Source organism: Arenibacter hampyeongensis (assembly GCF_002909255.1).
In the GTDB taxonomy this organism is placed as follows: domain Bacteria; phylum Bacteroidota; class Bacteroidia; order Flavobacteriales; family Flavobacteriaceae; genus Arenibacter; species Arenibacter hampyeongensis.
Map to the genome: position 1 here is coordinate 1 of NZ_PIOB01000011.1, position 24,700 is coordinate 24,700.

The 24,700-nt window shown below is 46.9% G+C and carries 10 protein-coding genes; 6 read left to right on the forward strand and 4 right to left on the reverse strand.

From position 1 onward, the window contains the following. The 4 genes from CWD91_RS23155 to pepE all read right to left on the reverse strand — a co-directional run. The coding region (locus tag CWD91_RS23155; protein ID WP_103442673.1) for a hypothetical protein at nt 1-8,896 on the reverse strand (8,896 nt) is incomplete at its 3' end. 460 nt (nt 8,897-9,356) lie between these two features. Further along, nucleotides 9,357-10,505, reverse strand: coding sequence for a gliding motility-associated C-terminal domain-containing protein (locus tag CWD91_RS19560; protein WP_103442674.1), 1,149 nt, complete (start codon nt 10,503-10,505; stop codon nt 9,357-9,359). Between the two features lie 33 nt (nt 10,506-10,538). Further along, nucleotides 10,539-15,980, reverse strand: a complete 5,442-nt coding sequence (locus CWD91_RS19565) for a hypothetical protein (protein WP_103442675.1) — start codon at nt 15,978-15,980, stop codon at nt 10,539-10,541. A 234-nt stretch (nt 15,981-16,214) separates the two neighbouring features. Beyond that, a complete protein-coding gene (pepE, locus tag CWD91_RS19570; RefSeq protein ID WP_103442769.1) occupies nt 16,215-16,907 on the reverse strand; it encodes a dipeptidase PepE in 693 nt (230 codons plus the stop codon). 398 nt (nt 16,908-17,305) lie between these two features. Between pepE and CWD91_RS19575 the strand changes: the two genes are divergently transcribed. The 6 genes from CWD91_RS19575 (at nt 17,306) to CWD91_RS19605 (ending at nt 24,626) form a co-directional block, all read left to right on the forward strand. Beyond that, complete coding sequence (locus CWD91_RS19575) at nt 17,306-18,061, forward strand: carboxypeptidase-like regulatory domain-containing protein (RefSeq protein ID WP_103442676.1); 756 nt, start codon at nt 17,306-17,308, stop codon at nt 18,059-18,061. 976 nt (nt 18,062-19,037) lie between these two features. After that, nucleotides 19,038-19,811 carry a carboxypeptidase-like regulatory domain-containing protein gene (locus CWD91_RS19580; RefSeq protein ID WP_103442677.1) on the forward strand — a complete coding sequence of 258 codons (774 nt, stop codon included), beginning with the start codon at nt 19,038-19,040 and terminating at the stop codon, nt 19,809-19,811. A 789-nt stretch (nt 19,812-20,600) separates the two neighbouring features. After that, nucleotides 20,601-21,110 (forward strand): DUF6702 family protein, encoded by a 510-nt coding sequence (locus CWD91_RS19585; RefSeq protein WP_103442678.1) that lies wholly within the window; start codon nt 20,601-20,603, stop codon nt 21,108-21,110. A 59-nt stretch (nt 21,111-21,169) separates the two neighbouring features. Next, on the forward strand, nt 21,170-23,479 hold the full coding sequence (locus CWD91_RS19590) for a M1 family metallopeptidase (RefSeq protein ID WP_103442679.1): 2,310 nt from the start codon (nt 21,170-21,172) through the stop codon (nt 23,477-23,479). A gap of 309 nt (nt 23,480-23,788) precedes the next feature. Then, entirely contained in the window at nt 23,789-24,070 is a 282-nt protein-coding gene (locus tag CWD91_RS19600) for a Sec-independent protein translocase subunit TatA/TatB (protein ID WP_103442681.1), read from the forward strand. 1 nt (nt 24,071) lies between these two features. Continuing rightward, nucleotides 24,072-24,626 carry a phosphatase PAP2 family protein gene (locus CWD91_RS19605; RefSeq protein ID WP_103442682.1) on the forward strand — a complete coding sequence of 185 codons (555 nt, stop codon included), beginning with the start codon at nt 24,072-24,074 and terminating at the stop codon, nt 24,624-24,626. Nucleotides 24,627-24,700 lie beyond the last annotated feature (74 nt).

Sequence of the window (24,700 nt, forward strand, 5' to 3'; positions counted from 1 at the left end):
CTCCTTTGTCGCCCTTGTCGCCTTGGGCTCCGGTCGCACCAGTTGCCCCATCATTACCATCAGCTCCGTTGGTTCCGGCTGCACCAGTATCTCCTTTAGCTCCATCTGCACCAGTCGCTCCAGTTACACCTTGAATTCCTTGTGCACCCGTATCACCTTGGTCTCCCTTGGCTCCTGTAGCGCCGGTGGCACCATCATTTCCATCTATTCCGTTGGTTCCATTAGTACCAGCTGCACCAGTGGCTCCTGTGTTACCTATATCTCCTTTGTCGCCCTGGTCGCCTTGGTCTCCCTTGGCACCTGTATTACCAGTGTCACCTTTGTCTCCTTTAGCTCCATCTGCTCCGTTGGTTCCAGCTGCTCCAGTATCACCTTTGTCGCCCTGGTCGCCTTTGGCTCCGGTCGCACCAGTTACACCTTGTATACCTTGATCACCGGTTGCACCAGTTGCTCCTGTAGCACCTTGTATTCCTTGATCACCTGTAGCACCAGTATCTCCTTTGTCTCCCTTATCTCCTTTGGCTCCGGTCGTACCAGTTACACCTTGAATTCCTTGTGCACCCGTATCACCTTGGTCTCCCTTGGCTCCTGTAGCGCCGGTTGCACCGTCGTTTCCATCAGCTCCGGTTGCACCAGTGGCACCGTCGTTTCCATCTGTTCCAGCTGCCCCGGTGGCTCCTGTATTACCCGTATCTCCTTTGTCGCCCTGATCGCCTTTGGCTCCAGTATCTCCTTTAGCTCCGGTTGCACCGTCATTTCCATCTGTTCCGTTGGTTCCAGCTGCTCCTGTAGCACCTGTATCTCCTTTATCTCCTTTAGCTCCATCTGCACCAGTCGCTCCAGTTACACCTTGAATTCCCTGTGCACCCGTATCACCTTGGTCTCCCTTGGCTCCTGTAGCGCCGGTGGCACCGTCATTTCCATCTATTCCGTTGGTTCCAGCTGCTCCAGTGGCACCTGTTGCTCCGGTATCACCTTGGTCGCCTTTGGCTCCATCAGCACCAGTGGCGCCGGTAGCTCCGTCGTTTCCATCTGTTCCGTTGGTGCCAGCTGCACCAGTATCTCCTTTGTCTCCTTGGTCACCAGTAGCACCAGTAGCTCCGGTATTACCTGTATCACCTTTGTCGCCTTTAGCTCCATCTGCTCCGGTTGCACCGTCGTTTCCATCTGTTCCGTTGGTACCATTAGTACCAGCTGCTCCAGTGGCACCAGTGGCGCCGGTAGCTCCGTCGTTTCCATCTGTTCCGTTGGTACCAGCTGCTCCTGTAGCACCGGTTGCTCCTGTATTACCTGTATCTCCTTTGTCTCCTTTTGCACCATCGGCTCCAGTTACACCTTGAATTCCTTGTGCACCTGTATCACCTTGGTCTCCCTTGGCTCCTGTAGCGCCGGTGGCACCGTCGTTTCCATTTATTCCGTTGGTTCCATTAGTACCAGCTGCACCAGTGGTTCCTGTGTTACCTATATCTCCTTTGTCGCCCTGGTCGCCTTTGGCTCCAGTTGCTCCAGTTGCTCCAGTTGCACCTTGTATACCTTGAATGCCTTGTGCACCAGTATCACCTTGGTCTCCCGTGGCTCCTGTAGCGCCGGTGGCACCGTCATTTCCATCTATTCCGTTGGTACCATTAGTACCAGCTGCTCCAGTGGCTCCTGTATTACCAGTGTCACCTTTGTCTCCTTTAGCTCCATCTGCTCCGGTTGCACCAGTTGCCCCATCATTACCATCAGCTCCGTTGGTTCCGGCTGCACCAGTATCTCCTTTAGCTCCATCTGCACCAGTCGCTCCAGTTACACCTTGAATTCCTTGTGCACCCGTATCACCTTGGTCTCCCTTGGCTCCTGTAGCGCCGGTGGCACCATCATTTCCATCTATTCCGTTGGTTCCATTAGTACCAGCTGCACCAGTGGCTCCTGTGTTACCTATATCTCCTTTGTCGCCCTGGTCGCCTTGGTCTCCCTTGGCACCTGTATTACCAGTGTCACCTTTGTCTCCTTTAGCTCCATCTGCTCCGTTGGTACCAGCTGCTCCAGTATCACCTTTGTCGCCCTGGTCGCCTTTAGCTCCATCTGCACCAGTCGCTCCAGTTACACCTTGAATTCCTTGTGCACCCGTATCACCTTGGTCTCCCTTGGCTCCTGTAGCGCCGTCATTTCCATTTATTCCGTTGGTACCAGCTGCTCCTGTAGCACCTGTTGTTCCGGTATCTCCCTGATCGCCTTTGGCTCCGGTTGCACCAGTTGCCCCATCATTACCATCAGCTCCGTTGGTTCCGGCTGCACCAGTATCTCCTTTGTCGCCTTTATCTCCTTTAGCTCCATCTGCACCAGTCGCTCCAGTTACACCTTGAATTCCTTGTGCTCCTGTATCACCTTGGTCTCCCTTGGCTCCAGTTGCTCCAATGGCACCGTCGTTTCCATCTGTTCCATTAGTACCAGCTACTCCGGTGGCACCTGTTGCACCAGTAGCTCCGGTATCACCTTTTACACCTTGAATTCCTTGTGCACCCGTATCACCTTGGTCTCCCTTGGCTCCTGTATTACCAGTATCACCTTTAGCTCCATCAGCTCCGGTTGCACCAGTGGCTCCTTCGTTTCCATCTGTTCCGTTGGTACCATTAGTACCAGCTGCACCAGTATCTCCTTTGTCTCCTTTTGCACCAGTGGCTCCAGTTACACCTTGAATTCCTTGTGCACCCGTATCACCTTGGTCTCCCTTGGCTCCATCAGCACCAGTGGCGCCGGTAGCTCCGTCGTTTCCATCTGTTCCGTTAGTTCCAGCTGCTCCTGTAGCACCTGTTGCTCCTGTGGCACCTGTATTTCCAGTGTCACCTTTGTCTCCTTTAGCTCCTGTTATGCTTATCCCTATTGGTCCTTGGGCACCAGTCGCACCAGTTGCTCCTGTATCACCTTTGTCACCTTTAGCTCCAGTGGCGCCGGTAGCTCCGTCATTTCCATCTATTCCGTTGGTACCATTAGTACCAGCTGCACCGGTATCTCCTTGGTCTCCCTTGGCACCAGTTGCTCCTGTATTACCTGTATCTCCTTTGACGCCCTGGTCGCCTTTGGCTCCGGTCGCACCAGTGTCACCTTTAGCTCCATCAGCTCCGGTTGCACCAGTGGCACCGTCGTTTCCATCAATTCCGTTGATACCAGCTGCTCCAGTGGCTCCTGTAGCGCCCGTATCACCTTTAGCTCCGTCAGCACCAGTGGCACCGGTAGCTCCATCATTTCCATCAACTCCATTTGTACCCGCTGCACCTGTATCACCTTGGTCTCCCTTGGCTCCTGTGGCACCAGTTGCTCCTGTATTACCAGTGTCACCTTTGTCTCCTTTAGCTCCAGTTATGCTTATCCCTATTGGTCCTTGGGCACCAGTCGCACCAGTTGCTCCGGTATCCCCCTGATCGCCTTTGGCTCCAGTATCTCCTTTAGCTCCGGTTGCACCGTCATTTCCATCTGTTCCGTTGGTGCCAGCTGCTCCTGTAGCACCTGTTGCTCCTGTATTACCCGTATCTCCTTTGTCGCCTTGGTCTCCTTTTGCACCATCGGCTCCGGTCGCACCAGTTTCACCTTGAATACCTTGTATACCCTGAATTCCTTGGTCACCTGTAGCACCGGTTGCACCGTCGTTCCCATCTATTCCATCTGTTCCATTAGTTCCAGCTGCACCTGTTGCACCAGTTGCCCCATCATTACCATCAGCTCCGTTGGTTCCGGCTGCACCAGTATCTCCTTTATCTCCTTTAGCTCCATCTGCACCAGTCGCTCCAGTTACACCTTGAATTCCTTGTGCACCCGTATCACCTTGGTCTCCCTTGGCTCCTGTAGCGCCGGTGGCACCATCATTTCCATCTGTTCCGTTGGTACCATTAGTACCAGCTGCACCAGTATCTCCTTTGGCTCCGGTCGCACCAGTTGCTCCAGTTACACCTTGAATTCCTTGATCACCTGTAGCACCTGTATTACCTGTATCTCCTTTGTCACCTTTAGCTCCATCGGCTCCAGTTGCACCAGTTGCCCCGTCAATTCCATCTGTTCCGTTGGTTCCAGCTGCACCAGTATCTCCTTTGTCTCCTTTTGCACCATCGGCACCGGTTACACCTTGAATTCCTTGTGCACCTGTATCACCTTGGTCTCCCTTGGCTCCTGTAGCACCTGTTGCTCCTGTATTACCCGTATCTCCTTTGTCGCCTTGGTCTCCTTTTGCACCATCGGCTCCGGTCGCACCAGTTTCACCTTGAATACCTTGTATACCCTGAATTCCTTGGTCACCTGTAGCACCGGTTGCACCGTCGTTCCCATCTATTCCATCTGTTCCATTAGTACCAGCTGCTCCCGTTGCTCCAGTAGCTCCTGTATCACCTTTGTCGCCTTTAGCTCCAGTTGCTCCAATGGCACCGTCATTTCCATCTGTTCCATCTGTTCCATTAGTACCAGCTGCACCTGTATCTCCTTTGTCTCCTTTTGCACCATCGGCTCCAGTTGCACCTTGAATTCCTTGTGCACCCGTATCACCTTGGTCTCCCTTGGCTCCTGTAGCGCCGGTGGCTCCATCATTACCATCTATTCCGTTGGTTCCATTAGTACCAGCTGCACCAGTGGCTCCTGTGTTACCCGTATCTCCTTTGTCGCCTTGGTCGCCTTTGGCTCCAGTTGCACCAGTTGCACCTTGTATACCTTGAATGCCTTGTGCACCAGTATCACCTTGGTCGCCTTTGGCTCCTGTTGCACCAGTAGCCCCTGTTGGACCAGTAGCTCCGTCAGTACCATTAGTTCCTGCGGCGCCTGTTGCCCCGTCATCACCTTTAGGGCCAATGGCTCCATCAATACCATCTGATCCCGCTGGACCAGCAGATCCTGTAGCACCTGTATCACCTTGGTCGCCCTTGGCTCCGGTTGCACCAGTATCACCTTTGGCTCCCGTAGCACCGTCGTTTCCATCTGTTCCGTTGGTACCATTAGTACCGGCTGCTCCGGTTGCACCAGTATCACCTTTAGCTCCGTCAGCACCAGTGGCGCCGGTAGCTCCGTCGTTTCCATCTGTTCCGTTGGTTCCATTAGTACCAGCTGCACCAGTATCTCCTTTGTCGCCTTTGGCTCCATCAGCACCGGTTGCACCGGTTGCACCAGTTACACCTTGTATTCCTTGGTCTCCCTTGGCTCCAGTTGCTCCGGTATTACCCGTATCTCCTTTGTCGCCCTGATCTCCTTTAGCTCCGGTTGCACCGTCGTTTCCATCTATTCCGTTGGTTCCAGCTGCTCCCGTTGCTCCAGTAGCTCCTGTATCCCCTTTGTCGCCTTTAGCTCCAGTTACACCTTGAATTCCTTGTGCTCCAGTATCACCTTGGTCTCCCTTGGCTCCGGTTGCACCAGTAGCCCCATCATTTCCATCAACTCCATTAGTACCAGCTACTCCAGTGGCACCAGTAGCTCCGATATCACCTTTTACACCATCGGCTCCAGTCGCACCTTGAATTCCTTGTGCACCGGTATCACCTTGGTCTCCCTTAGCTCCTGTAGCGCCGGTGGCACCGTCGTTTCCATTTATTCCGTTGGTTCCATTAGTACCAGCTGCACCAGTGGCTCCTGTGTTACCTATATCTCCTTTGTCGCCTTGGTCTCCTTTGGCTCCAGTTGCTCCAGTTGCACCTTGAATGCCTTGTGCACCCGTATCACCTTGGTCTCCCTTGGCTCCTGTAGCGCCGGTGGCACCATCATTTCCATCTATTCCGTTGGTTCCATTAGTACCAGCTGCACCAGTGGTTCCTGTGTTACCTATATCTCCTTTGTCGCCCTGGTCGCCTTTGGCTCCGGTCGCACCAGTTTCACCTTGAATTCCTTGGTCACCAGTAGCACCAGTAGCTCCTGTATTACCCGTATCTCCTTTGTCGCCCTGATCGCCTTTGGCTCCAGTATCTCCTTTAGCTCCGGTTGCACCGTCATTTCCATCTGTTCCGTTGGTACCATTAGCACCAGCTGCACCAGTATCTCCTTTGTCGCCTTTGTCTCCTTGGTCACCTTTGTCTCCTTGAATTCCTTGTGCACCTGTATCACCTTGGTCTCCCTTGGCTCCATCAGCACCAGTGGCGCCGGTAGCTCCGTTGGTTCCAGCTGCTCCAGTGGCACCTGTTGCTCCGGTATCACCTTGGTCGCCTTTAGCTCCGTCAGCACCAGTGGCGCCGGTAGCTCCGTCGTTTCCATCTGTTCCGTTGGTTCCAGCTGTCCCTGTAGCACCAGTTGCTCCAGTGGCACCTGTATTACCAGTGTCACCTTTGTCTCCTTTAGCTCCTGTTATGCTTATCCCTATTGGTCCTTGGGCACCAGTCGCCCCAGTTGCTCCGGTATCACCTTTAGCTCCGGTTGCACCGTCGTTTCCATCAGCTCCGTTGGTTCCAGCTGCACCAGTATCTCCTTGGTCTCCTTTGGCTCCAGTTGCTCCTTGAATTCCTTGTACACCTGTATCACCCTGGTCTCCCTTGGCTCCTGTATTACCTGTATCTCCTTTGACGCCCTGGTCGCCTTTGGCTCCGGTCGCACCAGTTTCACCTTTAGCTCCATCAGCTCCGGTTGCACCAGTGGCACCGTCGTTTCCATCTATTCCGTTGGTTCCAGCTGCCCCGGTGGCTCCTGTATTACCTGTATCTCCTTTGTCACCTTTAGCTCCGGTTGCACCAGTTGCTCCATCATTTCCATCAACTCCATTTGTACCCGCTGCACCTGTATCACCTTGGTCTCCCTTGGCTCCTGTGGCACCAGTTGCTCCTGTATTACCAGTGTCTCCTTTAGCTCCATCAGCTCCGGTTGCTCCAGTTGCACCGTCATTTCCATCTGTTCCGTTGGCTCCAGCTGCACCAGTGGCACCGGTAGCTCCGTCATTTCCATCTATTCCGTTGGTACCATTAGTACCAGCTGCACCGGTATCTCCTTTGTCGCCTTTGGCTCCATCGGCTCCAGTTACACCTTGAATTCCTTGTGCACCTGTATCACCTTGGTCTCCCTTGGCTCCTGTGGCACCAGTTGCTCCTGTATTACCAGTGTCTCCTTTAGCTCCGTCAGCACCAGTGGCGCCGGTTGCACCGTCGTTTCCATCTATTCCGTTGGTTCCATTAGTACCAGCTGCACCAGTGGCTCCTGTATTACCTGTATCTCCTTTGTCACCTTTAGCTCCGGTCGCACCAGTTACACCTTGAATTCCCTGTGCACCCGTATCACCTTGGTCTCCCTTGGCTCCTGTAGCGCCGGTGGCACCGTCATTTCCATCTATTCCGTTGGTTCCAGCTGCTCCAGTGGCACCTGTTGCTCCGGTATCACCTTGGTCGCCTTTGGCTCCATCAGCACCAGTGGCGCCGGTAGCTCCGTCGTTTCCATCTGTTCCGTTGGTGCCAGCTGCACCAGTATCTCCTTTGGCTCCGGTCGCACCAGTTTCACCTTGAATACCTTGTATACCCTGAATTCCTTGTTCACCAGTATCACCTTTAGCTCCGTCAGCACCAGTGGCACCGTCATTGCCATCTGTTCCGTTGGTTCCATCTGCTCCCGTAGCACCGGTTGCTCCTGTATTACCAGTATCTCCTTTGTCTCCTTTTGCACCATCGGCTCCAGTTTCACCTTGAATTCCTTGTGCACCCGTATCACCTTGGTCTCCCTTGGCTCCTGTGGGACCAGTGGCTCCGTCATTTCCATCTACTCCGTTGGTCCCATTAGTACCAGCTGCACCAGTTGCACCTGTATTACCAGTGTCACCTTTGTCTCCTTTAGCTCCATCAGCTCCGGTGGCACCAGTGGCACCGTCATTTCCATCTATTCCGTTGGTACCATTAGTACCAGCTGCTCCAGTGGCACCTGTATTACCAGTGGCACCTGTATTACCAGTGTCACCTTTAGCTCCATCTGCTCCGGTTGCACCGGTAGCTCCGTCATTTCCATCTATTCCGTTGGTTCCAGCTGCCCCAGTCGCACCAGTTACACCTTGAATTCCTTGTGCACCCGTATCACCTTGGTCTCCCTTGGCTCCTGTAGCGCCGTCGTTTCCATCTGTTCCGTTGGTTCCAGCTGCTCCGGAGGCTCCTGTAGCGCCCGTATCACCTTTAGCTCCGTCAGCACCAGTGGCGCCGGTAGCTCCGTCATTTCCATCTATTCCGTTGGTTCCAGCTGCTCCGGAGGCTCCTGTAGCGCCCGTATCACCTTTAGCTCCGTCAGCACCAGTGGCGCCGGTAGCTCCGTCATTTCCGTCTATTCCGTTGGTACCATTAGTACCAGCTGCTCCTGTAGCACCTGTGGCACCTGTATCTCCTTTGTCGCCCTGATCGCCCTTGGCTCCGGTCGCACCAGTTTCACCTTGTAGTCCTTGAACACCAGTTGCTCCAGTATCACCTTTAGCTCCGTCAGCACCAGTGGCACCGTCGTTTCCATCGGCTCCAGTAGCTCCGGTATCACCTTTGTCGCCTTTAGCTCCGGTTGCACCGTCGTTTCCATCAACACCATCTCTACCAGAAATACCAGCAGGCCCTTGAGGACCTGTTAGATTTGATGTTGTAAAATTTGTTCCGTCTGTATAATTGAAAGTAAATGTACCATTGCCGTTATCGATTGTAGATCGTATGCCAACGCCCCCAGTTGCTGTTGAACCACCTGTACAAAGGTTATTCCATTGGGTTCCGTTGTAAAAGAAAACGCATTGTGAATCGATGTTAAACACCATTGCCCCACGAAGAGGCCTAATACTTTGCATTTGAGTATTTGATACTCGGGTAAGAACAAATGCCTTTGTAGTACTTTCCAATTCAACTATGGAAGCGGCATTGATACTATTGGGGTTTTCTCCGATTTTAACCTGGGCAGTTGCGTAACAGCTTACAATCAAAAATAGGAGAACTAGTAATTTTTTAAAGTCCATGCAAGGCAAAATTTGGGTATAACGACCTATATAAACCCAAATTTAGATGACTAAGTATCAGATTCTCAATAAATGTTGTGAATGGGATAAAACCTGTTGTGTACCCACATAATTGAAAATTTGGGCTATAAAATCGGCAGTTAATCGAGGGAAAAAATGAAAGAATAGACTTACAGAACAAGTGTAGTTACTGGTGTTTCCTTTTCTTCCAAGTTTGAAATTTCAAGGTTTTTAATCGAGATTATTTTTATAGGAAGCTTAAAAGAAATCTTGATTTTTAAGTGACATTAAGTTGCCAAATTATCGATTTAACGTTTAAGCAGTTTTTGAATTAAGCTATTGGATTCGCATTATTAAATTTATAGATGTTAGAAACTAGAAACTAGAAACTAGAAATTAGAAACTGACTACTGCAAACTGCCCACTACTTTAAACCTTGAACCTTGAACCTTGAACCTATTTAGTGTTCCAAGTACAGGAATCCCTGATAATTAAGTTTAAGGTCTTTCATTTCTATAATGTAAAAATAGACCCCATTGGGAAGACCGGCTGCCCGGTTTATAACCATATTATTTAGGTTGGAGTAGCCCGTAAAGCCGTTGGTGTAATTGCTTTCCTGGTATACTTTCTGACCGCTGCGGTTATAAATACTGATGATATCGTCATCGGATAGCTCCAATTCCTCTATATAAAGGGCATCGTTTATACCATCTCCATTTGGTGTTACCAAATAATTGTCCAGCGTAAGCAATTCTTTGGCAGTGGCCTCGGAGGCAAAAGTGATGACCGCGTAATTGTCCGGTACAAAATTATCCGAAATTAAAAATCCCTGTGTTAGGTCGCCCACCACGGAGGCCGCACCCAGGTTTACCCATGATCTGCCCCCAATACTCCATCCTACGGGGATGATCTTGGCCACATCCTCGGTTAGGGCGACCATATTACTGCGTGCGTTCCAGCTGATCTGGATTGAAGAAGATACACTGCCCTCCAAATGCCAAAATTCCACCTGACTAATATCGCCCATGGTCCTTGGTTTTTTGGTAGGGTCAAAACTTTCGGGAAAGGTGGCCGGGTTGGTGGCATTTTCTAAATAGTAGGCACATTTGGCAAAGGTATTGGTGCCGGCACTATTGAGGGTCAAGGATCGTAATTGTTGGGCATCGCCCACAGGAAAAACAAAATTCTGTTCGTTGTTAATGGTCACATAGCCGTCCACTTTAGAAAGATCGGCTTCCCCAACATAAAAGGCATCCTGCAGAAAATTAAAATAAATATCCTGCTGTGCCCTTGGGGTCATAAAGTTGCCCGCCACAAAATTGGTATTGGAGCTGACGCTCATGCCAGTGTTGAGCATCACTCCGTTGTCATTGGCGATCTCGGTATCGAAGAATACGGGCATAAAGGCCCCCGAAACACTGATCATGCTACTGCCATAAAAACCTGCTAAACCTAAATTTTGATCAAAGGCTGCATTGTTGATCAGATCGGTATGAAACCCTATCTGCCCCTCATTGTGGATCCTGATATTGCCAGAGTTGTACAGGGCCGTTTGGGCCAGTATCCCTATGGGTAGCAAAAGAGCGAGTATGGAGATGATACTTTTCATGTTCTTGGAACTATTTATTAAATCTAGTTCTTTCTATTGTTTTTGTAATAATGCCTTTATTTCATCCATGTCCTTGCGGAGCGACTGCAGTTCCGCGGACAGGGATTCGTTTTCATTTTTAAGCCGATCTATCTTCTTTTCCTGCTCTATGGTATGCAGGAACAATTCCTCGATTTTTTCGAGGTTTTTTTGGGAAGCCTCAGTTAAACTCCAATAACCTTGTTTTTTTATTTCGGCAGCCGATTTAATTCCAGGTAGGTGGTAATTTATCTTGATAAATGATTCTATTTCTTCTAAAGATTTAAACGAATAAATGTCATTTAAACTAGAATACCCATTAAAATATTTTTGAAAGACGTAGTCAGGAACATTTAATACAATACTATTAGAAATAAAATCATTATTAGTTGTTATGTCACCTGTAGCAGTGATAGTTCCCGTTGTGCTTATATCTAGATTACCGAAGTCCGGATCTATTTTTGTTCCAGCAATATTGGCTGTTGTTGAAATATGTGAGTTTGATATGGCACCAGCGGCAACACCTATATCATATGGATCTGCACCAGTTCCTGAACCTGAGACGTCTACTGTGGGACTTCCATTTACTATGGTCTCAGACCCGTCCGAAGTGTCGGCACTTGTAAGAATATATGGGTCACCTGAGGTTCCCGAACCTGTGACGGATACCGTAGTACTTCCATTTACAATGGTCTCGGACCCATCGGCCCCTCCAAGGCTGGTCAGAATATAAGGATCACCTGTTGTCCCGCTTCCTGCCACTGTTACGGTGGCACTTGGATTTATGATCGTCTCGGACCCGTCCGAAGTGTCGGCACTAGTCAGGACATAGGGATCTGCCCCGGTTCCCGAGCCTGTGACGGCCACCGTGGTACTTCCGTTTACGATGGTCTCTGACCCATCGGCCCCTCCAAGGCTGGTCAGAATATAAGGGTCACCTGTTGTCCCGCTTCCTGCCACTGTTACGGTGGCACTTGGATTTATGATCGTCTCGGACCCGTCCGAAGTGTCGGCACTAGTCAGGACATAGGGATCTGCCCCGGTTCCCGAGCCTGTGACGGCCACCGTGGTACTTCCGTTTACGATGGTCTCTGACCCATCGGCCCCTCCAAGGCTGGTCAGAATATAAGGGTCACCTGTTGTCCCGCTTCCTGCCACTGTTACGGTGGCACTTGGATTTATGATCGTCTCGGACCCGTCCGAAGTGTCGGCACTAGTCAGGACATAGGGATCTGCCCCGGTTCCCGAGCCTGTGACGGCCACCGTGGTACTTCCGTTGACAATGGTCTCTGACCCATCGGCCCCTCCAAGGCTGGTCAGAATATAAGGGTCACCTGTTGTCCCGCTTCCTGCCACGGTTACAGTGGCACTTGGATTTATGATCGTCTCGGACCCGTCCGAAGTGTCGGCACTAGTCAGGACATAGGGATCTGCCCCGGTTCCAGAACCTGTGACGGCCACCGTAGTACTTCCGTTGACAATGGTCTCTGACCCATCGGCCCCTCCAAGGCTGGTCAGAATATATGGATCACCTGTTGTCCCGCTTCCTGCCACGGTTACAGTGGCACTTGGATTTATGATCGTCTCGGACCCGTCCGAAGTGTCGGCACTAGTCAGGACATAGGGATCTGCCCCGGTTCCAGAACCTGTGACGGCCACCGTAGTACTTCCGTTGACAATGGTCTCTGACCCATCGGCCCCTCCAAGGCTGGTCAGAATATATGGATCACCTGTTGTCCCGCTTCCTGCCACGGTTACAGTGGCACTTGGATTTATGATCGTCTCGGACCCGTCCGAAGTGTCGGCACTAGTCAGGACATAGGGATCTGCCCCGGTTCCAGAACCTGTGACGGCCACCGTAGTACTTCCGTTGACAATGGTCTCTGACCCATCGGCCCCTCCAAGGCTGGTCAGAATATATGGATCCCCTGTTGTCCCGCTTCCTGCCACGGTTACGGTGGCACTTGGATTTATGATTGTCTCCGATCCATCAGATGTATCGGCACTTGTAAGAATATATGGGTCGCCCGTTGTACCTGTCCCCGTAACGGTCACGGTGGTACTTCCGTTCACTACAGTCTCAGAGCCATCTGCTGCAGTCGAAGTTAAAATGTACGGGTCCCCTGTTGTCCCTGTTCCAGCCACAGTAACAGTGGCACTTGGGTTTATGACGGTCTCCGATCCATCAGATGTATCGGCACTTGTAAGAATATATGGATCTCCCGTTGTACCTGTCCCCGTAACGGTCACGGTGGTGCTTCCGTTCACTACAGTCTCAGAGCCGTCTGCTGCAGTCGAAGTTAAAATGTACGGGTCCGCTGTGGTTCCGGTACCGGCTACGGTTACGGTGGCACTTGGATTTATGACGGTCTCCGACCCATCGGATGTATCGGCACTTGTAAGAATATATGGGTCTCCCGTTGTACCTGTCCCCGTAACGGTCACGGTGGTGCTTCCATTCACTACAGTCTCCGAGCCGTCTGCTGCAGTCGAAGTTAAAATGTATGGGTCCGCTGTGGTTCCGGTACCGGCTACGGTTACGGTGGCACTTGGATTTATGATGGTCTCCGATCCGTCAGATGTATCGGCACTTGTAAGAATATATGGGTCGCCCGATGTACCTGTCCCAGTAACGGTCACGGTGGTGCTTCCGTTCACTACGGTCTCCGAACCATCTGCTGTAATCGAAGTTAAAATGTATGGGTCTGCTGTGGTTCCGGTACCTGCTACAGTTACGGTGGCACTTGGATTTATGACGGTCTCCGACCCATCGGATGTATCGGCACTTGTAAGAATATATGGGTCTCCCGTTGTACCTGTCCCCGTAACGGTCACGGTGGTGCTTCCATTCACTACAGTCTCCGAGCCGTCTGCTGCAGTCGAAGTTAAAATGTATGGGTCCGCTGTGGTTCCGGTACCGGCTACGGTTACGGTGGCACTTGGATTTATGATGGTCTCCGATCCGTCAGATGTATCGGCACTTGTAAGAATATATGGGTCGCCCGATGTACCTGTCCCAGTAACGGTCACGGTGGTGCTTCCGTTCACTACGGTCTCCGAACCATCTGCTGTAATCGAAGTTAAAATGTATGGGTCTGCTGTGGTTCCGGTACCTGCTACAGTTACGGTGGCACTTGGATTTATGATGGTCTCTGATCCGTCAGAAATTGAAGCTAATAATTCGGCATCAGTTGCGAATTGTGTATCAAGATCCACCTGATTGCCACCCGTTGCTGGATTGGTTACTGTTAAAACACTTCCAGTTAATTGTAAATCTTGTAATTCATCTGTTGGATTTCCTCCACCAGAAACCACAATGCCATCTACTTCGTCTTTAAGCTGTTGAATAGCTCCCTGAACATTGGGAGAAGTTATAGAAATATAGGATGTGAAATTCACGTCCGTTGCATCAGGATTGCCTGCAGCACCCGTTAATACATAGGGATTGCCACTTGTTCCAGTTCCAGTTATCCCAATGGTTGAATTAACGGCATCAATTATGGTTTCCGAACCATCAACCTCTAAGGAATAGGGCGTTGCCGTAGTGCCATTACCTGTTACAACAACACTTGGACTTGTGCTTATATTCGTTTCAGATCCATCAACGGTTAAAATATAAGGTGATAATGTGGTTCCAGCTCCAGCAACAGCTACACTTGGACTTGGGTCAATTATGGTTTCTGAACCATCAGCAACTGCGCCATCAGCGGCATTGATAACATAAGGAGTAGCAGTGGTTCCATTTCCGGTTATAGTAATATTTGTTCCAGGATTTATTTCTGTTTCGGTACCATCTACTGTTAAAACATAGGGAGATAATGTGGTTCCGACTCCAGTAACGGCGACACTTGGACTTGGGTCTATGATTGTTTCCGAACCATCAGCAACGGCACCATCAGCAGCATTTATTACATATGGAGTTGCAGTAGTCCCATTTCCAGATATGGTTATGTTTGTTCCAGGATTTATTTCCGTTTCAGAACCGTCAGCAACGACACCATCAGCTGCATTGATTACATAGGGAGTAGCAGTGGTTCCATTTCCAGTAATAGTAATGTTTGTTCCTGGATTTATTTCTGTTTCGGAACCATCGGTCTGACTATCAACGTAAGCCCTAGTAGCCGCATCCTGGGGTAAGGTAGGGTCCGCCAAATTGTTTATTTGGTTGTTGGCTGCACTTGTTCCAAAACCTAAAACGCTTGCCAAATCCTGATTGCCACCCACCGCAGCAATCGGCTGCCATGACACCACCCCAAGCGTGTTTGTGGTCATGATCTGATTGGCGGCTCCTGGTTGAATTTTAATAGGGGTTACATTGCCGTTTAATATTTTGGCTGCAATAACGGAATTATCGGCAAGATGGGGTGTGCCTACTGCATTGAGTGCTATTTTTGGAGATGTAATTGCAAGATTGGCAATGGTAACCGCTCCTGAATTAATAATGGTAGCATCACCACTCATGGCCACTCCTGTGGCTACATCGCCCGTACTTCCCACAAAAATGTTACCATTTGCTAAAGTGCTGGCCGCTCCTGCCAATTGGTCTACGTAATTTCTTGTGGCGGCATCTTGTGCTGCAATGGGTTCCGCTAAATTGGAAATAACAGATCCATTGGCACTATTGCCACGACTTAGGACATCCTGAAGGTCTTGGAATTCATTTTGGTCATCCAAATCCCCATCGGCAGTTATATGATTATTGATCAAAGTATTGTTGGCAGTAATACTATTGCTATTGGCCAAGATATCACCCAAAACGGTGTCGCCCACCTTTATGGGATCGGCCGTGGTGCCAGCTCCGGTAATCGTAGTCTGGTCTGCCTGGGTAGCGCCCAGATCGTTTTTGTTGAGCCATACCACATTTCCTACGGAATCCGTAGTCAATAATTGATCAAAAGCACCAGGCTGCATGTCGCTGGGCTGAATGGTGCCGTCTATAATTTCCAAGGTGCCCACAGCAGCCTCCTGTATTTCATCTTTACCTACGGTATTGTCCTGAAGTTCAGAAGAACCTACGGAGTTGGGGGCCAAGGCACGCTCCCCAATGGTGGCCGTTGCAATATCGGCACCAAAAACAGTTTCGTTAACAATATTCATCCCTGTGATCTGTCCTACCTTAAGGTCGTAATTGTTTCCTCCTGTCGAGGTAATTACCACCGTTCCATCGTCAGAAGTAAAGGTAATGGAGCCGGCTACGGCATCACAGATGTCCTTCCATTCCGTTCCCGTATAATAATGGATACATTGAATGTCCGTATTGTATACCAAAGCCCCTGAGGAGGGTGTAATGGCATTCATTTGGGCCGAGTTTACACGGGTAATCACCAATACCCTGGAACTGCTTTCCAATTCCAATACCGAACTGGGGTCTATGTTTTGTGGGTTGTCCCCAATCTTTATCTGAGCCTGTACCGCCATTCCCAATAGCAGGCATAAAAAGAAGTATATGTTTTTCATTTTCAATTTTTTAATTTTTCTCCTAGGTTCAAATCACTCGGTCCAAAGTTCAAAATAGAAGGTTCAAGATTCTGGGTCAACGGCATGCCACCGATCACCTATATCCATATTCCCTTCCAAATAGGGTACTTGTACTTTGGAACACGGGGCTAACAAAAGTAAAATTATCGGTCGATAAACTCAGTTTAATCGGGTAAAATACATTAGTACTAGGTGAACTGAATTTGTTTACCGTTAAAAGGGAATATTTCCACTTTCGTAAGGTTTTTTCCCCGCCTCAAAAATTCTTGCCGTACCCTTGCCTTTAAGGGTCTTACGGTTTCCGTCTACCATTATGTAGTTGCCTTCCCGGAGGCCAATTACCGGGGTGCTATTAAAGATATGAAATTCTCGGATCCTAGTCTCCCGGGTTTCCCCCTTATGTTTGCTGTTGGTGACCGGATCTAAATAGTGGGGATTAAGGTTAAAATTTACCACCCCGAGGGTGTCAAAACTGGGAGGATATACTATGGGCATGTCATTGGTGGTCTTCATACTGGGACCGGCTATATTGCTGCCAGCACTGGTTCCCGTATAAGGGGTGCCCGCCATTATTTTTTCCCTCAAAGGGCCCATAATGCCGAGCAGATGCAATTGCTGTACCAGTAGAAAGGTATTGCCCCCACCTGTAAAAATAGCCTCTGCACTGTCAATTCCCTCCAAGGGGTCCTTAAAGCTGTGGATGCCAACCACCGATTTGTTTATTTTGGAAAAAGCCGTTTGCACCAACTGGGTGTAGGCATCATGGGAAATGCCACCGGGACGGGCATAAGGGATAAAAGTAATGGTAGATTTACCCCCAAAAAAGGATTGCAGTTCTTCCAATAAATATTCCAAATAGGCCTGTCCAAAGAGAGTAGAGGTACTGGCCAAAAGTATTTTTTTCATATGTTTTATTTTTCGTGAGACCCGAATTTCAAAAGCCATAAGCGCATTGAAATACGATGGTCGAACTAACCACGCCATTTGGCGTGGTCCAAAGTGGTATCCGGTTCCTTGGACCGGAAGTATGATTTTCTGACCGGATTTCAAAAGCTTTTTGCGCATTGAAATACGATGGTTTAAACAATCCCCGACAAGAAGGCGGGATCTCTGCTTCCGTACCCCAACCCTTGCCATTGGAAAGGCGGAATACAAATTAACAAAAGTTTAAAGGTGTATACCTTTTTTATGATCTTAACTTGCATTTTCTTTATGCCTTTATTGGATAAAATGGCTTTTTCTGTTTATTTCTTTAAGAAAAATAGGACATTTGATGCTTAATTTATCTAATTTTAAATAAAAAAATGCAAAATAGAATTCTCCTATTTCTTTTCCTTTTATGTGCAACATTTTCGTATTCACAGGATGATGACAGACAATATTTAAGAGGGCAAGTACTTTATAGAAATGTGAACGTTCCTAATGAGAATGTTATTAATGTTACCACTGAAAGGGCTACGATTACCAATGATAAAGGGGAATTTGGGATTTTGGTGAAAGATGGTGACGAACTTGTGTTTACGGCCATAAACTATCAGCTTATGGTGGTTAAGATCACCCAGGAAATCCTGGACAAAAACAGATTGGTGGTAGAGGTGAACGAAAAGGTGACCGAGCTGGACGAAGTGGTAGTGACGCCAGAAAATCAGGAGAAATTTCTTCAGGCCCAAAACAAGGAATTCCTGGCAAAGGAATATGATTATGAAACGGACCGTTTAACGGAGGTGGAAAATATTGCCATGTCCAAGGCCGATAAGGGTATGAAGGACGGACTTAATTTTGTGAATATATTTAAGGCCCTTATGCTGGCGGCCAAAGGGAACGATACGGATGTTGAGCGGGAGCCTTTGAAGGTAAGTGAGGTGTTGAGGCAGGTGTATGATGATGAGTTTTTTGTGTTGGACCTTAAACTGCCACAGGATAAAATAGACGATTTTTTACTGTACTGTGATACCCAATTACCAGAAAGGTCTTTGTTGCAAAAGCGCAATGAATTTCAGTTGATCGATTTTTTGGTAACCCATAGCAAGACCTATTTGGAGCAGTTGGAAGGGAATTGACAGTGGGCAGTGGCTTCGGCTACGCTCAGCCACCGAATGAAGAGAACGGTTTAAAGTTGAAAGTTGAAAGTTGAAAGTTCAAGGTTTAAAGTTCAAAGTTCTAAACTTTTTTGTGTGTTGAGTCGTCAGTTCGAGTGAAATGCCAGTAGGCATTTTGTATCGAGAACTTTTGAAGGTAGTGCACAGTTTTCAGTGAACAGTTGGCAGTGGCTTCGGCTACGCTCAGCCACCGGATGCAGTGAACAGTTCAAAGTTGAAAGTTGAAAGTTCAAAGTTCTAAACTTTTTTGTGTGTTGAATCGTCAGTTCGAGTGAAATGCCAGTAGGCATTTTGTATCGAGAACTTTTGAAGGTAGTGAACAGTTTTCAGTGAACAGTTGGCAGTGGCTTCGGCTACGCTCAGCCACCGAATGCGGAGAACGGTTTAAAGTTCAAGGTTGAATGTTCAAAGTTCTAAACTTTTTTGTGTGATGAGTCGTCAGTTCGAGTGAAATGCCATTAGGCATTTTGTATCGAGAACTTTTGAAGGTAGTGAACAGTTTTCAGTGAACAGTTGGCAGTGGCTTCGGCTACGCTCAGCCACCGAATGCAGAGAACGGTTTAAAGTTCAAGGTTGAATGTTCAAAGTTCTAAACTTTTATGTGTGTTGAGTCGTCAGTTCGAGTGAAATGCCAGTAGGCATTTTGTATCGAGAACTTTTGAAGGTAGTGAACAGTTGACAGTGAACAGTGGGCAGTGGCTTCGGCTACGCTCAGCCACCGAATGAAGAGAACAGTTCAAAGTTGAAAGTTGAAAGTTCAAGGTTTAAAGTTGAATGTCTAGTGTCTAAAATCTAAAATCTAGCATCTAGCATCTAAAATCTAATATCTAATATCCAGTGTTCAATGTCCAAAATAAGTTCAATAGAGAACAAAGTTGAACAATAATCTTCAATAATATAGAACGTAGTGCGTAATATCCCAATATATTTGGTTTTCATGTTGTTTGGTGTATTTACCCAAGGTTTAATGGCTCAGGATTTTTCCAAAACCTTGGAAGGAAAGGTCTATAGTGAGGATGGGGATGTGGCAGCGACACACGTGCTTAATACCACTACAAAAAAAGCCGCGATAACCGATATTAACGGATTTTTCTCCATTGCGGTGCGCCTTAATGATACCCTTGTTTTTTCTGCAGTGCAATATAAACGCAAGGAAATTGTCGTCAATGCCAGTATCCTTGATAGTAAGTTCCTATCCGTTCCTTTGGAGGAATCCAATATTGCTTTGGACGAAGTCATTGTAATGCCCTATAACCTGACCGGTGAACTTGGAAGGGACATGCGAAATATGGATGTGGGACCTATTGTTTCCGCCACTAGTTTAGGGCTGCCCAATGCCCATGTCAAGCCCTTGATGCAGAGTGAAAGGTTGCTGAGGGAAGCCTCCATGGGGCCGTTATCCATTGGTATGCTCACCAGCATTCCGTTCAATCCCATAATCAATGCCATTTCCGGTCGAACCAAAATGTTGAAAAAACGAGTGGCAAGAGATGTTAAATACAATAAATCACAACAATTGCGAACCGAATTTGCTGATAGTCTGTTTGTTTTGCAACTCAAAATTCCAATGGAAAAAATAGATGATTTTTTGTATTACTGTGAGGTCGATGCCAATTTTAACGCTACAGTAGATAGCGAAGATCTATTTGCCATTTGGGATTTTATAAAACAGAAAAGCTTTGTCTACAGGAAGAATAATGCCATGGAGTGAGGAGCAATGATCAATGATCAATTAACAATGAAGATTGAGTAGTGAACAGTTTTCAGTGAGCAGTAATCAGTAATCAGTTGGCAGTTTTCAGTAAGCAGTTGACAGGTGGCATAGACGGTAAAAAGAACTAGCGTCAGTTCGAGTGAAATGCCGGTGGGCATTTTGTATCGAGAACTTTTGAAGGGGAGTGAACAGTTTTCAGTTTTCAGTGGTCAGTTGGCGGTTGGCAGGTGGCTGAGCGTAGTCGAAGCCACTGGATGAAAAGTACGGAGATTGAGCCTGCCTGCCGGTAAGCAGGCGTAGTCGAAATCGAAGTTGGCATGGAGTGGTCGGTAGTCAGTAATCAGTTAAAAGTTGAATGTTCAAAGTTCAAAGTTCTAGACTTTTTTGTGTGATGAGTCGTCAGTTCGAGTGAAATGCCAGTAGGCATTTTGTATCGAGAACTTTTGAAGGTAGTGCACAGTTTTCAGTGAACAGTTGGCAGTGGCTTCGGCTACGCTCAGCCACCGAATGCAGAGAACGGTTTAAAGTTCAAGGTTGAATGTTCAAAGTTCTAAACTTTTTTGTGTGTTGAGTCGTCAGTTCGAGTGAAATGCCGGTAGGCATTTTGTATCGAGAACAGCTTCTCGATACAATTTTATTTCGCTCTGCTGCATAAAACCACTCGAAGTGACGATAGGTACGTCCCTGACATAAATTGACCGCTTTATAATCTAAAACTAAAATTATGACCGAAGGGTCAAAAAAAAACGGCACAATGATTGTTCAATAAAATGTGAAAAAAATAATATGCAATATCTAAAAAAGACCTTTTTAATACTGTTGTTGCCACTGTTGGCGTTCACGGTAGCGCATAAATTTTACTTAAGTGTAACCAGTATCGAATATTCCGATAAAGACAAGGCACTGCAGATTACGACCAGAGTTTTTATCGATGATATGGATAAATTGCTATTGGAGCGTTTTGGCATTAAGGGTAATCTGGCCAACAAGGATGAGTCTTCCCTAGCCAATGAATACATAGAGAAATATTTAAACTCCAAGTTTGCCATTGAGATCGACAGTAAGAATGTGGTCTATAATTTTTTGGGTAAAAAATATGAAAATGATATTTTGATAATCTACTTGGAGATTCCCAAAATTAACATCGACACCGTTGCCATGGTTACAGTGCAGAACGAAGTATTAATGGATATGTTTGAAGAACAGAAAAATGTAGTCCATTTTAAACTCAAGGGGCAGAAAAAGAGTTTTGTACTGATCCGTGAGAATAATAAAGGTATGTTAAACTTAAAGTAATTCATAACAATTAAGTCAATTATTGTTAAATTCCCACGCTTAAAAAATAAATTTCAAATATGAGTAGAATGAAACATGTTTTTGCTTCGGCATTGTTCCTGTTTGCGGCTCTAGCGGTTGCCCAGGATGAAGTAAAAAAGGAAAGAGAACCAGGCCATCTTAATCAAAGCAAATTTAAGCAACTTTATGAAGAATTTGCTACCCCAAACACCTACAGGTCGGCTTCTGGAGCTCCCGGTCCTGATTATTATCAGCAACAGGCCGATTATAAGATGGATATTGAGCTCGATGATAAAAATGCCAAAATCTATGGTTCGGAAACCATAACCTATACCAATAATTCACCGGATGACCTTACATTTTTATGGGTACAGTTGGATCAGAATGTACGTTCCAAAAGCTCCAAATCTCCACTGCGTGATGGTGAAGGAGTACCTGTTGCCGAGCCAGTGGCCAGTTTTGCCACTAAATATCTGACTGAAACTTTCGATGGTGGATTCAATATTGAATATGTTAGGGGTGCCAACGGTAAAGCCTTGCCATACACCATTAACCAGACCATGATGCGGATAGACCTTGCCGAAGTTTTAAAAAGTAAGGGACAGGTTTCCTTCTCTATAAAATGGTGGTACAATATTCCAGATCATACCGTAAACAGGGCCCGATCGGGATATGAGTATTTCCCTAAGGACGGAAATAGAGCTTATGTTATAGCTCAATTTTTTCCTAGAATGGCCGTCTATAGCGATATAGAAGGATGGCAAAACCATCAGTTCTGGGGTAGCGGAGAATTTGCACTTCCCTTTGGTAATTACGAGGTTAATATCACCGTTCCCGCAGATCATATTTTGGATGGTACCGGAGAACTTCAGAATATGAAGGAGGTATTTTCCAAGGAAATGATAAATAGATATGAAAGGGCGAAAAAAACCTATGACAAGCCTGTAATCATAGTGAGTCAGGCCGAAGCCGAAGAGGCCGAAAAAGGGTTTTCGGAAAAGAAGAAAACGTGGAAGCTGAAGGCGGAAAATGTTAGGGATTTTGGTTTTGCCACTTCCCGTAAGTTCATTTATGACATGCAGGCCGTGAAAATAGGCAATAGGGATGTGATGGCGATTTCCATGTATCCCAAGGAAGGAAATCCCTTATGGGAGGAGTATTCCACCAAGGCCGTAGCGCATACCTTGAGGTCCTATTCCGATAAGACTTTTGATTATCCCTATCCCAAAGCAATATCGGTCCACGCTAAAAATCAGGGAATGGAATATCCTATGATATGTTGGAATTACGGAAGGCCCAACGAGGATGGCACCTATTCGGACCGGGTAAAATACGGGATGATTTCTGTAATTATCCATGAAGTGGGACATAACTTTTTCCCCATGATCGTTAATTCCGATGAACGCCAATGGGGTTGGATGGATGAAGGTTTGGATACCTTTATGCAGTATATGGCCGAACAGGAATTTGGAGCAGCCTATCCCGAAGCCATTGTTCCCAATAGCAAATACCCATCCGGAAGAGGGGAGCCTACGAAGATCATACCCTATATGTCCGGAGATCAAAGTACCATAGCACCTATTATGTCCAATCCTGAGAATGTGTACCAATTGGGAAACAATGCCTATGCCAAGCCGGCCACTGCCCTAAATATCCTTAGGGAAACTGTAATGGGTAAGGAATTGTTCGATCATGCATTTAAGACTTATGCACAACGATGGATGTTTAAACATCCGTCTCCAGAGGATTTCTTTAGGACTATGGAAGATGCCTCGGCCGTAGATCTGGATTGGTATTGGAGAAGTTGGTTCTACACTACGGATTATGTGGATATAGGTGTAAAGGGAGTTAGAAAATATTATGTTTCGAATAAGCCTTCCAAACAAATGCGAGAGCTAATGGAGGCAAGGAACATTAAGGAAGAGGATTTGCCACCTTTGGTATATTTGGCAGAAGAGGAAAGTGAAGATTTTGATCCCAACCTAAAAGGAAAAGCGCCCTCGGAAAATTCCAAAACCCTAAAGGAATTTATGATGGACAATATGTCGTCCGCAGAACGCAATGCCGTTGAAGAGCCAAAATATTTCTATGAGGTTACTTTTGACAAGCCGGGAGGAATCCCAATGCCTTTGATCGTTGAATATACCTATGCGGATGGTTCCAAGGAAAATATTACCTATCCTCCGGAAATATGGAGAAAAAATGATAAGGAGGTAAAACGTGTCATTGCCTCTACCAAGGAGTTGGTAGGGATTGAAGTGGATCCAAAAGCCGAAACTGCCGATATAGATACCACCAATAATTCATGGCCCATGAAGGAGGTTAAGTCCGAATTCGAACTTTTTAAAGAGAATATAAAAGAGAAATAAATTTTTTTGAAATTGGATTGACCTTATGAGGAGTTAGCGTCATTTTTGATACTGTTCTTGAATTTTTATATAGCCCCGATGCCGGATTGCCTATTGGCCAAACAGGTGTCGGGGTTTTATTTTGGTGCGTTATTCTTCTTCGGTCTTATCCAAGGGAAGTACATGCTTATCTCGGAATTAAAGGATATGGGCTTGATTATAAATGTTTTAAATGGTAGGTGTTCACTGTATTTTATGGGGTTCTTGTGTCCTAAAAAAAGTTAACCTATTTTTTTATGCAGCTGTCAAACTTCTCATTATATTTGTCTTATGTTAAGTACGATAATTCTATTTATTAGCGGAGGAGAAATCTTTTTTATCATGTTTATCGTGGTAATGGTTTTTGGTGCCGACAAAATTCCTGGAATAGCCAAGGGATTGGGAAAGGGCATGCGACAACTAAAAGATGCCACCGAAGATATAAAGAAAGAGATTCAAAAAAGTGCTGAGAAGCAAGGTATAGATACTAGTTTTACAGACGACATAAAGAACGAGATCAGTAAAGTTAAGAAGAACGTTGACGAAGTAACTGGCGTAGTGAAAAGAAAATAAAATGCTGGAGCTATTGCTAAACTGGGATAGAGATACCTTTATCTACTTGAATAGTTTGGGCATCGAAGATTATGATGTCTTTTGGTCCAATATCACCAATTTCACTACTTGGATTCCCTTATTTATTTTATTTGTAGTACTAATTTTTAGGGCTTACCCTAAAAAGGAGGCGTTTTGGGTGTTGGGAACTGTGCTGCTGACCTTGGCGCTGGTTGCTGCACTTACAGGATTAACAAAGGAATGGGTGGAGCGACTGCGTCCCAATAACACGGAGGAAATTAACACCTTGATCCGCATTCTTAAAAGTCCCGACGGATATAGTTTTTTTTCCGGCCATGCATCCAGTTCCTTTAGCATTACTACCAGCGTTTTTCTATTTCTTAAGGATAGATTTAAGTGGAGTTGGGTCTTTTTTGTTTGGCCACTTTTGTTTGCGACCAGCCGTATTTATGTGGGTGTACATTATCCTTTGGATTTGTTGGTAGGTGCAACGGTAGGCATTCTTTTTGCCATTCTCTTCTATAGGCTATACCATAAGAAGGGTATGGCAAAGTAAAATTCTTGCTTATTTTTAATCGATTTTTTATTTCCTAAATGGAAGTGGGATTCCGTTGAAGTGACTGTGATAGT

What these genes read in the sequence shown, in the direction of transcription:
- CWD91_RS19560 (WP_103442674.1), bottom strand. Translation starts at nt 10,505, where the DNA reads ATGAAAAGTATCATCTCCATACTCGCTCTTTTGCTACCCATAGGGATA.
- CWD91_RS19565 (WP_103442675.1), bottom strand. Translation starts at nt 15,980, where the DNA reads ATGAAAAACATATACTTCTTTTTATGCCTGCTATTGGGAATGGCGGTA.
- pepE (WP_103442769.1), bottom strand. Translation starts at nt 16,907, where the DNA reads ATGAAAAAAATACTTTTGGCCAGTACCTCTACTCTCTTTGGACAGGCC.
- CWD91_RS19575 (WP_103442676.1), top strand. Translation starts at nt 17,306, where the DNA reads ATGCAAAATAGAATTCTCCTATTTCTTTTCCTTTTATGTGCAACATTT.
- CWD91_RS19580 (WP_103442677.1), top strand. Translation starts at nt 19,038, where the DNA reads ATGTTGTTTGGTGTATTTACCCAAGGTTTAATGGCTCAGGATTTTTCC.
- CWD91_RS19585 (WP_103442678.1), top strand. Translation starts at nt 20,601, where the DNA reads ATGCAATATCTAAAAAAGACCTTTTTAATACTGTTGTTGCCACTGTTG.
- CWD91_RS19590 (WP_103442679.1), top strand. Translation starts at nt 21,170, where the DNA reads ATGAGTAGAATGAAACATGTTTTTGCTTCGGCATTGTTCCTGTTTGCG.
- CWD91_RS19600 (WP_103442681.1), top strand. Translation starts at nt 23,789, where the DNA reads ATGTTAAGTACGATAATTCTATTTATTAGCGGAGGAGAAATCTTTTTT.
- CWD91_RS19605 (WP_103442682.1), top strand. Translation starts at nt 24,072, where the DNA reads ATGCTGGAGCTATTGCTAAACTGGGATAGAGATACCTTTATCTACTTG.